This is a genomic window from Legionella donaldsonii (assembly GCF_900452385.1).
GTDB lineage: Bacteria > Pseudomonadota > Gammaproteobacteria > Legionellales > Legionellaceae > Tatlockia > Tatlockia donaldsonii.
On record NZ_UGOA01000001.1, the window covers coordinates 66,312 to 79,140 of the forward strand.

Here is a 12,829-nt window from a genome sequence, read left to right on the forward strand (position 1 = left end):
AGATGCTTTTATAGAATGTTAGTAGTGATTGGCAATGCTATCTGACCTGTCGCTTCGGTTAGCCCATAACACTCGGCTTGCTGACAAAATGAATTTAATTCATCAATCAAAGCCTTGGTTTCACTTTTTCCAATACTTGCAAAAACATCCGATGTGCAATAACTGTCTAAAGCTGCTTTAAATCCCCTAACATTAAAATGCTTTGCATTTTCATCGAAATGGTTAAGGATAAGATTTAGTACTCTAATTTTTTCATGCCGTTGATGATAACGATAAAACCCAAGGTAGCCTGCTAAATCTGCTTCAATTTTTCTTATATGGGTTTCAATTTTTTCTCGCATATCTTTAAAGTTGCGTGGTAAATTTGACTCAGATCTAGCTTTGCTTCCACGGAAAAATCGCTGAAACGTTGTAGCTGCATTATCCATTTCCTTCTCGCGCGCTACAGTTGCGTTTTGTCCTTCTTTTAGCCATGATAAATCGTTTCTTTTTCCAATTTCTGTTTCCCCCAGAATTGTCGCAGCAGCTTTGGCTGTTGCATGGAAAGCGCTAAGGCCATTTTTGGAAACAAAAACTTTTTCTAATCCATAGTGAGCAAATGACGATAAAGCGATGCTATTAATAGTGTCACGTTTAAAAAGAAATCTATTAAACCAAGCCAGTATTAACGCGCCAGGGCCGGAAGTATAGACAACAGACGTTTTCAATAGTGCCATGCGGGTTTGCTCGCGCGATTTTGTTAAAAGCTCTTCATCTGAGGCAGCGACAAGGGTCTCCATTGTTTTATATCGTTGAGTGGGTAAAAGGAACCAATTTAACCAGCCCAGTTGCTGTTGTAGTGCATTTCTTTCTATCGTCGCGGCTTGACGCATTATTTCTTCACTCGATAAATAGGTGTGCAATATGCCTCTAGCAGTAAGAAGACTTCGACTGTATACACTATTATCCGCGGTTTCTTTTATAATTTGGTGGCGCATTTGGCGTGCTGTTTGGTGTTGACCTATTTCTTTCAATGTATTGGCTGCTTGACAATTTGGATCTGACATGACAAGAACAGGGACTAGAAAATCTGGGAATACCTCTTTTAAATTGCTGATATAGGTAGAAATAAAACCTTCAAATGTGGGGGACGCGTTCCTGCAATGCGCCTTATAGAGATATTGTTGTATTTTTTTGATGTCATCCTTGGCGGCAAAACTATCAACGACGGCTATCGTGTCATTATTGAGAAAGAGTGATTCTACATCACTGCTAAAAGTAATACTTCCCAGATTCATTAACAGCGGTTTCTCAACGCTCAAAGTCGGAGGTATCTCACTAGTATCAACGTAGACATCGAAATCAGTGTAAGTACCAAGTTCGTAAACAGGTTTTAACCAGCGCAAGATATCGCTGCCTACGGCCACATTTCCGCCCTCACTTAAGTGGCTAATTTCGTCTTGATAGATTGCGATTAAATCTTTTTCTTCTTGATTTTCGGAATTAGGAATTATATCTCGCTGCACGTCCTTGGCTGTAATATTGTATTTATTACAAAATACTCGAAGCTGCTCTGAGGCTTGCTGAGACAAGAGACTGCTGTCATAAATCAAATTGATTTCGTCATTGGGATTAACAGCCCTCATCCTAATAAGGCGCAATTGATTTTCGGGGTTTAAAAAAGAATTGCGATTGTTGCTAAGCCAAATTTTGACATGATGATGTGGATTGAAAGAATAAGACATCTAATTTCCTCATAACACTTTGATTGATTTGCACGTAATTTTGAGGAAGGGTGGTTAAGATAAAATTAAAGCTTGTACGCAAAACGCGCAAAAGTAAAAAGAGGTACAAAAGTGATTTTCTTAGCGGGGTCTGAGGACATGGTTAGGAAGCTAGGCCTGATTTTTTTCATTCTTGGCAATTGTAGCCAGTGCTTTATTCCATATTTGCTCGTTCATATAAAGAAAGTACATTTGCATTTTGTCCTGCGGGGCTTCAATGAAAATAATGGTATTGTGATCTTTAAGTTTTGCTTCTTTGTTACCCACAGAGGGAACGTCTTTTGTTACCAAAACATATTTGTTATCAAGAGTAGTCAACATCCTGTCGAAATTTGTTTTTTCCATGGTTCCATGGACAGCCACCAGGATCTCTTTTTCATTGAAAGTTGCCTGAAGAGAGAGCAATCCTTTGAAATTAATTTTTCGGGTATCAATTTGGTAAGTTTTTGTTTTGCTCCCTTTATCTTTAGAGGCGAGCGCTAATGAATAGAGCTTGCGGGCTTCTGGCAGCGTGGTCTTATTGATTTCTAAACCGAAGGGGGTGGGATCAGCAAAGGATAAAAAGGGAATGGTTAAAAGAAACAAAATCCTATAGAACATGATTCCTCCCTGATTTAAACTAAAAATACGGTTCGATTTGGACTAAATAGTTATAACCTGATGTGATGTACAATATTGTTAGACCATGTTTTATGGTCTCCATTAACAGGTATCAAGTATATTACGAACTCAGAGAAGAGAGGAAGTGGTTGGCTTTGGTCAATGCTTTTCTTCATTTCAATTGGTATGAAGAGATAGTATCACCACCTTTCAAACCAAAGGGATGCGCCATTATAGTTAATTTATTGTTCTTTTTTACTCATCAAATCGATAATTTAATCCAATTTTAACTATACTTGCGTGAAAGGTTGCAATCGAGAAAAGAGGGCTAACCATGGATTGTTCGGGTATACCAAAACCGCCTTGTGTATTATAAATAGAGCTCAGCGTTTTTATTGATGGCAGGTCAATGTATAAATATTCAATATTCACCGATACAGGCTTAAATGCTGCAACTTCAATACCTGCGCCTGCTGTCCAGCCGATTTGGTTCTGACGCGACTCATTGCCGCCTATTCCCAGTAAAAACGAATTATCATTAAAATTATTGCTCACCTTAAGTTGTGCCACGGCCATTCCACCGGTAAGGTAAAGAAGGCTGGGAAAATTCAGCATCCGATACCCCAATCGACCACGAAGCGTGAATAACCAATTGGTACGCACAGATGTATAAACAGTATATTGATCGGAGTTACCGGGATAGGGGTTATTCACATTATTTGATGAGCTTAATGAAAACGAGCCATAATCCAAAGCAGCACCATAGATCATTTGTTTCCAAACCCAATCATGACCTGCCTGGAGACCGACAATCATCCTGTTAGGTTCTTTCCTCCATGTGCCTGCATTATTGACTGCATCAATATCAGCTGACGTTGCAAAATAAGAGGTGTTTGTGACACTACCAGCATGGGTGGAAATATGATTATTTCCAAAACCACCACCCAAATAAAAGCCTGCATAAGGACCTTGCCAGGGAAGGTTGTTTGCTAAGCAAGAAGTTGATATTGCAAACAGAGAAACGAATGCATAACATAAAGTTCGCTGATTAATAGCCGGCATCTTGGATGAGTCCTTTCATTTTATTCGCAGTAGTGTATCCTGCTAAACGATGCAATAAAAGGGATGTTATCATGCGGATATTAAGGTTTTTTTTGTTAATCCCATTTTTTACTTATTCTTTTACGTCGGCATTTGCTCAAACAAATTTTTCTGGGTTTATGACCTCGCGTGATCTGTTAAATAGTAATGAATCAGTCTCCAATATAAGTTTGCAAAATAATCGGAATTCAGCCGTAACGGTTTATGGTTTGTATGTGCTTCAATATGCTTATGTAACACCAGGGCAGAGTTGCAATGATGCAACAATCATTTATTCAGCTACAAACAATACAACAGCTGGCGCATTTGTCGCACCCATCGTGATTAATCCAGGGAGAAGAGCCCCGGTTGGCAGCAATTATTTGTATAATATGCTTTATCAGGCCATTTATTATGAAAATATTATCATTCCTTCATCTCCTCCGGGATGCGCACTCCCTGGTTGTACATGGGGGAGTGATACAACCCAATATAATTGGTGTATTTATTTAGGTGCCTTGGCACCCGTTTTCACCACGTCAGGCTATACAGCCAATGTACCGCCTTCAACGGAGTTTGCATCAAGTCCAGGGGTTTATAATTATAACTTGATAAGCAATTATATTTATCTTGGTCCTCTTTCTTGTGATGATAAAACACTCAGGTGTACTGCGGTAAATCAACAAACACAAGTATTTTCTTAATACAAGGATCTTGGCATGATGAAGATAAAAAATTATTTGCTATGCATGTTGGGTGGAGTTTCGTTGGTGATGAGCGCCTATGCGGAGAATCAAGATCCAGGTAATTATGCATTAATGACGGCGCATGATATGCAACGTATTGATTTATCAAACATTACTATTACGAATCTTTCAGGTGCACCAATTACAGTATCAGGGTTATTTATTGCAAGTTTTGATATCAATGACTGTTCTGCTTGTTTTGGAAGTGTTGTTTCTGGCGATAATCTTGGCGGAGCAGTGGTTTCACCAGTGACTTTTAAAAAGAATCAAACAATTCCGATTGGACAAAATTATCTCTATAATATGCTTTATAGTGGCATTTACTACATTAAAAATACGGTAGGTTCTTCACCATGCTCTTTACCAGGTTGTTCTTGGCCTGGTGATGACCCAAACGTTAAAGGATGGTGCATCAGCATTAATGTTATTTCACCCAATTCGAGTTACACCTATTCGAATTACACAAATGGCTCGAGGCCCCCTGCAAATACACCAGCATATTCTAATGCAGGAAACTCGGTCCCGTTTAATTATAAGTACGATCTAATAGATCCTGGCACCTTAGGAACTGGAAACCGTTGTCTGGGACCCATTGCTTGTAATGACAAAACGTTAACCTGCCGGGTGGCTACTGCTCAAAATGAGTCATTTCAGCCCTACAATTGATGATCGATTGGTGTTCCTGTTGGAGGCACTGAAGAATTAAAGCAAAGTGCCCCTCTAGTCCCTTTATCAAGGCTTTGGTTATTTATGGCAACTCGCTTGGAATTCGGCGAATCAGTCTTTGGTGGGAGTAGTTTTGGCACTAAGCCTGAGTGGTTTATTATTATTCTGACGCTTTCAATCTAAAATTAAGTATTACTAAGTTTACGGAATGTCTCGGTATGTTTGTATTTGATCTTAAATTTTATGCTGGCAAAAAATTCACAAATATTACCTTGGAAACGACTCAACTTGAACAGATTGAGTTTCAAAATTGCCAATTCAAACAATGTAAATTTTCCGGTATTGTTTTCAGCAAAGTCAAGTTTACTGACTGTGATTTTGAATCCTGTGATTTGTCCCTCTCAAAGTTTCCAGCTTGCCAATTTTCAGAGGTCTCTTTTAAGGATTGTAAACTTGTGGCAATCAATTGGACGGAATTAAATTGGCCGTTGGTAAAGCTTACCAGCCCTCTGTATTTTTATACAAGTAATCTTAGCCACTCAAGTTTTTATGGTTTAACGCTCACTGATTTAATGATAGAAAATTGTAAGGCTCATGATGTTGATTTTAGGGAGGCCAATTTAAATCATGCTTGTTTTATGGGTTCTGATTTGCAAAATAGTTTGTTTATGCATACGAGCTTAAAGCAAGCGGATTTTACGGAGGCAGTAAATTACAATATTGATATTCAGCATAATACGTTAAGCGATGCCCGCTTTTCATTTCCAGAGGTTATCGCATTGTTAAATCATCTAAATATTAAAATTAACGGATGGCCAAATGATTTTGAATCTTAATTTTAGAAATATACCCAGATAAACGATGAATAAATTTTGACTCGCCAAAATCCAGAACTGGATTTGGCTCCCCGGGACGGGCTCGAACCGCCGACCTAATGATTAACAGTTATAAGATTACGACTTTTATCTATTTTTATCATCTTTTAATTTTCCCTAATAGCCCTTTACACAAAAGGGATGTGAGCGTTTTTCATGGCATAATAACTTTTATTGTGTTTTAATTATTTCTTCGACACATATTCGACACGTTTGAATAAGACACAAAATGAAAATCACAAAATCAGCCGTGGACAAATTAGCAACCCCTGTTTCAAACACTCCGGGAAGAACTGCACAAAAGCGGTATTACGATGATGCTATGAAAGGGTTTGGTGTTAGAGTTACTTCCGGTGGAACAAAAGCCTTTTTTGTTGAGAAACTGATAAAAAATAAACTGTCTCGTATTACCTTAGGTCGCTACCCTGAACTCACCGTTGAGATGGCGAGGAAAGAAGCCCAAAAGTTGCTAGGGCAAATTGCGACCGGAATAGATCCTGTTGCTGAAAAGCAAGCTGAAAAAATGCGTCAAATCACATTAAACGAGGTTTTTAATGATTACATTCAAGTTCGTAAATCACTAAAACACAATACCCTTTATAATTATCAAAAAATTTTAGCCACTGGTTTCGCTGGCTGGGTTGATAAACCGTTTCTAGCTATCACAAAAGATAAAGTAGCAAAGTATCATGAAAAATTAGGGAAAGAGCGTGGTGAGGCTTATGCCAATTTAGCCATGCGTTTATTGCGCGCGCTTTTTAATTTTGCTGCAGGTCAATATGAAGATATCCAAGGTAAATCATTGATTACCGAAAATCCTGTTAAACGCTTATCACAAACTCGTGCTTGGTATCGGGTCGAGCGTCGCCAAACCTTTATTAAAGCCCATGAATTAGCTCCCTGGTATGCCGGAGTACAGCAATTACAAAATGAAATCTTTCGGGATTATCTCTTGTTGATACTACTTACGGGGTTGCGTCGTCAGGAAGCAGCAACTTTACGTTGGGATCAAGTCGATTTAAATGCAAAAACATTAACCGTACTTGATACAAAGAACCATGAATCTCATACTCTCCCTCTTTCAAGCTATCTCTATGAATTGCTATTATCACGCAGTCCAAAAAGGATTAATGAGTATGTTTTTCCCGGTACGGGAGCCGCAGGTCATATTATTGAGCCGCGTAAGCAAATGGCTAATGTAACCAAGCTCTCAGGCATTCATTTTACGGTTCATGATTTAAGACGAACGTTCATTACCATTGCTGAGGGGCTGGATATCTCAGCTTATGCTTTAAAGCGTTTGATGAACCATAAAATGAACGGCGATATTACTGCCGGATATATCGTGACCGATGTTGAGCGGCTGAGAAAGCCGATGCAGCAGATTACCGATTATTTTTTGAAGTGTATGGGTGTCCAACCATCCGCAACACTGATAGCAATCCAATCACAAGGAGCAGTTCATGAGTAAAGAGATTAAAGTTCAAGATGACTCATTACGTTTAAACCAAGATTACAGGCATTTCCTAACCGATATCAAAGCAAGGTTACAGAAAGCACAGATTCGTGCGGCACTGGCTGCGAATAGTGAATTAATTCAATTCTATTGGGAGCTTGGCACAGAGCTTAATGAGAAGCAAAAAAGCCATCGGTGGGGTACTGGATTTTTAGAGCAGTTTTCGCATCACATGCGCGAGGCATTTCCTGAAATGCAGGGATTTTCCATTAGTAATCTTCAAAGGATGAAGAAATTTGCAGCATTATATCCTAGCTTTTCAATTACGGCACAAGCTGTGCCAAATTACCATGGGGACATATTGTACGGTTGATACAGATGGTTAAAGATGAGGGCGCGCGCGAATGGTATGCAGTTCAAACCATTAAGAATGGCTGGTCGCGAACTGTTTTAGAGATGCAAGTTGAGAGCAAGTTGTATGAACGTCAAGCTGTAGAGTCGGTAAACGAAGATTGATGAATTTTTAAAATAAAAACGCGCGGGATATACAAAATTCAAGCCCTGACCCTATAGACTTTAGACAGCCTTGATCAATGATATTGATAATTCCATTTACTTAGAAGACAAACCACACTTACATTTCTAAAATTTGTTTTAACTTATTAAGCTGTTCTTTCTTTTTATCATCAGTGATTTTATTAATATTCCTTAGCTTCCACTGAATTCCCGGAAGCGTCTCAATCCCTTCAATAGGTAGTAACGACCAATCTGGGGTTCCAGATTTTAATGTTAATAAAAAATTCCTTTCATTATCTGTAAAAGAAGCCAGCAGTAAACTTGGTAAATCCGCTCTGATATTGCTCAATTCTTCATGAGAAATGAGAGTATCGGTCATCCCTAAGAATTCATTTTTAAATGTTTTTTCAAATTCCTGTTTTGACACTTCACTGATTTTAGGATCAAGAAGCTCATGCATGGGTCGGGAACCGCTAGCAAGATATACAATAAATGCTTGTCTTATTTGTTCAGTTAAGCCTTGGTTGTCCAATAAAAGCTTTAAATCAAACAAATCACGAGGATGATATCTATCTAATGCAGCACAGATTTTGCCACCATATAAATCAGCAATAGATAATGTATTGATACGCATGAATTTTAAAAATTGATCCTGCGCTTTTTCGCATAACTCCTGTTCTTCACAAGCAAACACAGAACCTCTAAGCACAAAATTGGGCTCAATTTTAATCGTGGCATTTTTGGCAAAAACCTGCAGTTTTGCTAAGGTCCTATTTTTTGTGAACACATCCTTGACTACTAAGCCTAGTTTTTCTATGAGTCGTTTCATTTTTATCAGTTCGGCTTCAATATTTACAAGAAAAATATCTCTACTTTCAATCGGTAAATAAGTTAGATCTATATCAACGCTTAAACGCGGCATATCTCGAATGAATAAATTGATCGCAGTGCCACCTTTTAAGGCAAAACATTTAAAGTTACTAACTACTGGTAATACCTCAAGCAATAGCGCTACCTGATTTTTATAAACTTCTTCAAAACTCAATTTATGACTCCTTTATTTCAGGTAGAGACAGCTTATATTTAGAATAGTACTTGCCTCCATCGCCTAGCTCACGTTTGCCTTTTCCTAAATCAATTTTTGTTGTGTCGAGGCTAGAAAACCATGAATGATTAAATTGGTCACTTAAGTGTAAAAAAAGTCTTTTTACTTTGATTGAATTACAATTTTCCAATAATGTTTGAACAAGCTTTGGTCTTAATTGGCCTAAGTTTTCTATTAGATAAGCTATCTCATCGAATGATTGATGTTTAGGATATAGGTGAAGTAATTCCATTGCTGCTCTTTCAGGGCTTGATAACTTTAAATTTATTTCATTGATTGAGCGATCTACTAACCCCATTTCATTATTAGCATCATTAAATAGCGATGATTTATATAATTCAAATTTTGCATCCCATTGCGTTGTTAACAGCCATTTAGGTATTTTAGTGTTTGGAGGAGCGAATAACATCACTTCTTGTATTCCTTGCATGGGTATAAAATGTCCTAGTCCTAATAAATGTAACGCAGTTTTACCTCCTACATGAGCAGGGATATTTAGCTGGCTTTGTAATGCATTTATAGCGCCCGCCCAAGTGATGCGAGTCCCAGCTTTTTTATATGCATTAGTACCTAGCTTTTCCAGTAATCCAGAGTGGACATACCACCATGCCAGTTTTGATGATACTCCATGATTCTTAAGCCAAGCAGAAGTTAATACCACACCTGAAGGTGCAGTAACCATAAAATGGTTTATTTTTGTTTCATTATTTCTAGCCATACTAGAAATAATAGCAAAAATGTAAACCAAAGTTTAGTTTTAATGAAAATTTTCGAGGATTGCTAGAATTTTTAGATTAAATATAAACCTTTAAGAGAAAATGGAGCCTAGAGCAGTTCTCATGAGATGTAGAGTTTCCTTGAAAAGTTAAAGGTCATCCAAGACAAAGTACAAACTTAAAGAATTTATCATATCATTTTTGACAGGCAGCGAGATTTTTATCAGCCAGTCTATTCTTCTGTTAATACATCACTAGCTTTAATTTCTCCATAGCGAATACCAATAATAATTGCACTGGTAATATTTTTGCAGCCTAGCTTTTGAATAATGGATTGCCGATATTGGGTAATTCGTTTGATAGATACATTCAAAAAAGCAGCGATTTCTTTGAGTCTTTTCCCCTGCGCAGATAAATATAGGCATCGTCTCTCTTTTTCCGTTAGGCGCAAATCAAAACAAACGGGTTGTCTTATCCAGATATGTGAAAGTAAATCCTGGAATTCGACAAGCTGTTTACGAGAGGGTTTACTATTCCCTAAATGATTTAGATAGTCCTTAGCAAACGTTTTAAAAAAAGGGCTATCAATTAAATTATGTTTCTTACACTGAGCTTCATGTTTTATTTTTTCCATCATAGTCCTTTATTTTTAAAGACGAGCGATAGCACAGGAATTATTGAAAAATAATCCCTGTGTCTCGAGTTTTTGAATTAACTAAGATTTTTAGGCAAAAAAACGCCTAAGGCCCATGAAAATAGGCTCTTAATTTTTCAGTGTGTTTAAATAATGGAAAATTTCGGCGGCTTCTTACAGACTAACCATTGAAATACAAAACTGAAATAGACTAAGATTCGTTTAGCCATAATTTATCCTTCGGTGATAATTGTGGTTAGCTGATGGGGAGGAGTTAGAGCCCTCTCTGTCAGCGCTTGTTGCATTTAGTACTTCAAACGCGCTTTTTATACTATTTGATTCTTTAGTGTCTTGCAATGAATTTTTAGAATTCAGCAGACACTAAAGGAGCAAATTATATCTTCTCCAAAGGGTTTCAATTTACAACTGCGCTTCTATTCCTATTATTCCTCTGAATGACATTCTCTTAATTTTCCTAGCATGCATAGAATATAATAAGTTTTGTGAGCTTTCCTCCTAATCCAGGGGACAAAAGGGACACGTGGGAATCCCACACTCGTATTGAATTATAAACGTCCCTCTTCCCAAAGTTAGTTTGGGACAGGAGGGACAATTGATACTCTTATCAGTTGAAGTCGATAAATTTTGCTTGTTGTTTGCAACCGCCATGGAATTCCACAATGAATGAGTCCATCGGTTGCTTTGATAGAAAAATCCTTATCCGTAAAAGATTTTAAGTGTGTTATTAGCAAACAAACGAAAGTTTGTATATTGCGCCCTTGGATACTTCTACATGATGGTCGAACGCTGACTGCACTAACTATTGAAGGCATATTTATTGATTTCAGATACTGAGCGCTACGCGTTTATAGGCTTTTGGAGTCAGGGCTTGAATTTTGAATTAGTATTAAAATTAGAAATTCAAAATTCAAGCCCTGACCCCATTTGCCCTATAAAATAATTATATATCCTTAAAAACAGCTATTTTTAAGATCTGACAAAAAACTCAGGAATAAAATCCGTTTAGAATGATGATATGTATTATATTTTGCCATTTCAGCTTCCTTTCCAATACTCTCTGCCACTTTATTTAATAATAAGAGGAGCTGGTTTTGGTAATAAAGTTTTTTAAATTCTCCATTAGTTTCCCAGGAAATAGCATGTTTTTTAGCCAGAACAAGTGCTTTATTAGCCAAATAAGAAGTCTCTCGATCAAGGATTGTAGTTAACTTCAAATAATTTTGTCGAAATTTTTGAATATTATCTTCTACTGTAATATTGCTACCGCCGGAAATTGGTACCTCATCCTTATTTCTCCAAGAGCTTATGCTGGCCTGAATGAATGGATAAATAGTTTCTTCCTTAAACTTAAAAGAGTTCTCTTTACTCATTTTTCTATATATTGCATCACCTCGCAATGCTATATATAGGGCAGTTATACACACCCCAATATTAGTTATAGCATTAATCCATTCAGCGGCTCCTTGGCACATCATCTTACTCCTTGATAGATTTTGAGTAGGTTATGCATAAATATCATCTTTAAAATCGATGTTTCCAAGCCAATAGCAAAATAATTCATTATCAGTTTCCCTCCTTAGCTTATTTCAATTAACTAAGTTGCAGTAGCTTGGAATTTAATTAAAAGTGAATTATCTTTGTTTCATAAGTAAAAATATTAACAAATTTACACTCCAGGAAGTGAAACAATTTTGAAATGGAAATTAGATATCACAAAAGCGAAATAGCCACTACACAGCTAAAAACCGCTCTAACGCTATTCCTGCATGACAAAGACTTATCCTCTGTTATAACTCTTGCCGGTGCCTCCGCTAATATACTTTATCAACTAGTAAAAAACTCGGGGAAAGAACCTTTTTTTGATTACGCATGCAGAGTCCATAATTTTCTTAAAGGAAGCACTCCGGCTCGGGAAAAATACAACCACCATATTGAGAAAACTTTAGGGATTATAGTTCACAAACATATGAATGCTTCCTGCCCAGTTACAGCCACTCTTGATTTAGAACAATGCGCAATTGATGCGCTCACGAGAGCTGTAGCCGACTACATTACACTTTATGGCAAGGAGGAATCTATCGTTAAATTATTTTTACAATGGTTATGGCAACATAAAAATGGCTCTAAGCTTATGGAAATATATAAAGAAAATCCCGAGAATTTTCCAAAGAGAAAAAAATGAGCAAAAAAACATACAAGCGTTTCCATTTGGCAGCTAACCAACTTGAGACTGCAATCATGTTATTTATAACTGGAGGAGATAAATTTTCTGTTATCACCTTAGCCGGAGCTGCGGATGTTATTTTTTGTGAGTTAGTTATTCGTAAAGGTGAAAAAACTTTCACGGATTCTTTGAGAGAAAAAAACAACAAAGAAAAAACTAGACAGCAGATAGGTAGGGAGATTAATGATACTCTTGGAATCAATGCCTGCAAACATTTAGATCCTGGCGAAGAAGAGTATGTACTTTTAGATATAGAAGAGAGCGCCTTGGGAGCTATTTTAAAAGCGATAGTGAATTATGATCAATTAAAGAGAAAAAATCAAAATTTAACTAACCCATTTTTCTATTGGTTACATATGAATGTAGACCCCAAAAAATACAAAGTTGATTGTTGGTTAAACGGTATAAAAAAATAATAGTAGATTTT

At 37.1% G+C, this 12,829-nt stretch carries 13 protein-coding genes and 1 pseudogene; 7 read left to right on the forward strand and 7 right to left on the reverse strand.

Annotated elements, in window-relative coordinates; translation table 11 throughout:
• Window positions 1-8 precede the first annotated feature (8 nt).
• The 3 genes from DYC89_RS00295 to DYC89_RS00305 all read right to left on the reverse strand — a co-directional run bounded on the left by DYC89_RS00295 (window position 9) and on the right by DYC89_RS00305 (window position 3,425).
• Entirely contained in the window at window positions 9-1,724 is a 1,716-nt protein-coding gene (locus DYC89_RS00295; protein WP_115219985.1) for a glycosyltransferase family 88 protein, read from the reverse strand.
• 150 nt (window positions 1,725-1,874) lie between these two features.
• Window positions 1,875-2,363 carry a hypothetical protein gene (locus tag DYC89_RS00300; protein ID WP_115219986.1) on the reverse strand — a complete coding sequence of 163 codons (489 nt, stop codon included), beginning with the start codon at window positions 2,361-2,363 and terminating at the stop codon, window positions 1,875-1,877.
• Window positions 2,364-2,618: 255 nt separating this feature from the next.
• Window positions 2,619-3,425 carry an outer membrane protein gene (locus DYC89_RS00305; RefSeq protein ID WP_115219987.1) on the reverse strand — a complete coding sequence of 269 codons (807 nt, stop codon included), beginning with the start codon at window positions 3,423-3,425 and terminating at the stop codon, window positions 2,619-2,621.
• 71 nt (window positions 3,426-3,496) lie between these two features.
• Here DYC89_RS00305 and DYC89_RS00310 point away from each other — a divergent pair, with 71 nt between their 5' ends.
• The 5 genes and pseudogenes from DYC89_RS00310 (at window position 3,497) to DYC89_RS00330 (ending at window position 7,702) form a co-directional block, all read left to right on the forward strand.
• Window positions 3,497-4,147 (forward strand): hypothetical protein, encoded by a 651-nt coding sequence (locus tag DYC89_RS00310; protein WP_115219988.1) that lies wholly within the window; start codon window positions 3,497-3,499, stop codon window positions 4,145-4,147.
• Window positions 4,148-4,162: 15 nt separating this feature from the next.
• Entirely contained in the window at window positions 4,163-4,855 is a 693-nt protein-coding gene (locus DYC89_RS00315) for a hypothetical protein (RefSeq protein ID WP_115219989.1), read from the forward strand.
• A gap of 218 nt (window positions 4,856-5,073) precedes the next feature.
• Entirely contained in the window at window positions 5,074-5,691 is a 618-nt protein-coding gene (locus DYC89_RS00320; protein ID WP_115219990.1) for a pentapeptide repeat-containing protein, read from the forward strand.
• A gap of 268 nt (window positions 5,692-5,959) precedes the next feature.
• Window positions 5,960-7,201 (forward strand): tyrosine-type recombinase/integrase, encoded by a 1,242-nt coding sequence (locus tag DYC89_RS00325; protein WP_115219991.1) that lies wholly within the window; start codon window positions 5,960-5,962, stop codon window positions 7,199-7,201.
• Window positions 7,194-7,702 (forward strand): annotated as a pseudogene (locus DYC89_RS00330) (DUF1016 N-terminal domain-containing protein). Before DYC89_RS00325 ends, DYC89_RS00330 begins: the two are co-directional and overlap by 8 nt.
• 118 nt (window positions 7,703-7,820) lie before the next feature.
• Here the strand turns inward: DYC89_RS00330 and DYC89_RS00340 are convergent.
• The 4 genes from DYC89_RS00340 to DYC89_RS00355 all read right to left on the reverse strand — a co-directional run bounded on the left by DYC89_RS00340 (window position 7,821) and on the right by DYC89_RS00355 (window position 11,653).
• Window positions 7,821-8,747: a nucleotidyl transferase AbiEii/AbiGii toxin family protein gene (locus tag DYC89_RS00340; protein ID WP_115219994.1), complete on the reverse strand. Its 927-nt coding sequence runs from the start codon at window positions 8,745-8,747 to the stop codon at window positions 7,821-7,823.
• Between the two features lies 1 nt (window position 8,748).
• Window positions 8,749-9,525: a type IV toxin-antitoxin system AbiEi family antitoxin gene (locus DYC89_RS00345; RefSeq protein ID WP_115219995.1), complete on the reverse strand. Its 777-nt coding sequence runs from the start codon at window positions 9,523-9,525 to the stop codon at window positions 8,749-8,751.
• Window positions 9,526-9,755: 230 nt separating this feature from the next.
• Window positions 9,756-10,157, reverse strand: coding sequence for a response regulator transcription factor (locus DYC89_RS00350; RefSeq protein WP_115219996.1), 402 nt, complete (start codon window positions 10,155-10,157; stop codon window positions 9,756-9,758).
• A 971-nt stretch (window positions 10,158-11,128) separates the two neighbouring features.
• Complete coding sequence (locus tag DYC89_RS00355; protein WP_147285458.1) at window positions 11,129-11,653, reverse strand: hypothetical protein; 525 nt, start codon at window positions 11,651-11,653, stop codon at window positions 11,129-11,131.
• A 221-nt stretch (window positions 11,654-11,874) separates the two neighbouring features.
• On the opposite strand from DYC89_RS00355, the gene DYC89_RS00360 reads away from it, so the two are divergent.
• Window positions 11,875-12,360: a hypothetical protein gene (locus tag DYC89_RS00360; protein ID WP_115219998.1), complete on the forward strand. Its 486-nt coding sequence runs from the start codon at window positions 11,875-11,877 to the stop codon at window positions 12,358-12,360.
• Window positions 12,357-12,818 carry a hypothetical protein gene (locus tag DYC89_RS00365; RefSeq protein ID WP_115219999.1) on the forward strand — a complete coding sequence of 154 codons (462 nt, stop codon included), beginning with the start codon at window positions 12,357-12,359 and terminating at the stop codon, window positions 12,816-12,818. The genes DYC89_RS00360 and DYC89_RS00365 overlap by 4 nt, the downstream gene beginning before the upstream one ends.
• Window positions 12,819-12,829: the final 11 nt, after the last annotated feature.

Excerpts from the sequence above, each read along its gene's own strand:
- DYC89_RS00365 (WP_115219999.1), top strand. The coding sequence starts at position 12,357 with ATGAGCAAAAAAACATACAAGCGTTTCCATTTGGCAGCTAACCAACTT.
- DYC89_RS00295 (WP_115219985.1), bottom strand. The coding sequence starts at position 1,724 with ATGTCTTATTCTTTCAATCCACATCATCATGTCAAAATTTGGCTTAGC.
- DYC89_RS00355 (WP_147285458.1), bottom strand. The coding sequence starts at position 11,653 with ATGATGTGCCAAGGAGCCGCTGAATGGATTAATGCTATAACTAATATT.
- DYC89_RS00310 (WP_115219988.1), top strand. The coding sequence starts at position 3,497 with ATGCGGATATTAAGGTTTTTTTTGTTAATCCCATTTTTTACTTATTCT.
- DYC89_RS00345 (WP_115219995.1), bottom strand. The coding sequence starts at position 9,525 with ATGGCTAGAAATAATGAAACAAAAATAAACCATTTTATGGTTACTGCA.
- DYC89_RS00300 (WP_115219986.1), bottom strand. The coding sequence starts at position 2,363 with ATGTTCTATAGGATTTTGTTTCTTTTAACCATTCCCTTTTTATCCTTT.
- DYC89_RS00320 (WP_115219990.1), top strand. The coding sequence starts at position 5,074 with ATGTTTGTATTTGATCTTAAATTTTATGCTGGCAAAAAATTCACAAAT.
- DYC89_RS00360 (WP_115219998.1), top strand. The coding sequence starts at position 11,875 with ATGGAAATTAGATATCACAAAAGCGAAATAGCCACTACACAGCTAAAA.
- DYC89_RS00315 (WP_115219989.1), top strand. The coding sequence starts at position 4,163 with ATGATGAAGATAAAAAATTATTTGCTATGCATGTTGGGTGGAGTTTCG.
- DYC89_RS00325 (WP_115219991.1), top strand. The coding sequence starts at position 5,960 with ATGAAAATCACAAAATCAGCCGTGGACAAATTAGCAACCCCTGTTTCA.
- DYC89_RS00305 (WP_115219987.1), bottom strand. The coding sequence starts at position 3,425 with ATGCCGGCTATTAATCAGCGAACTTTATGTTATGCATTCGTTTCTCTG.
- DYC89_RS00350 (WP_115219996.1), bottom strand. The coding sequence starts at position 10,157 with ATGGAAAAAATAAAACATGAAGCTCAGTGTAAGAAACATAATTTAATT.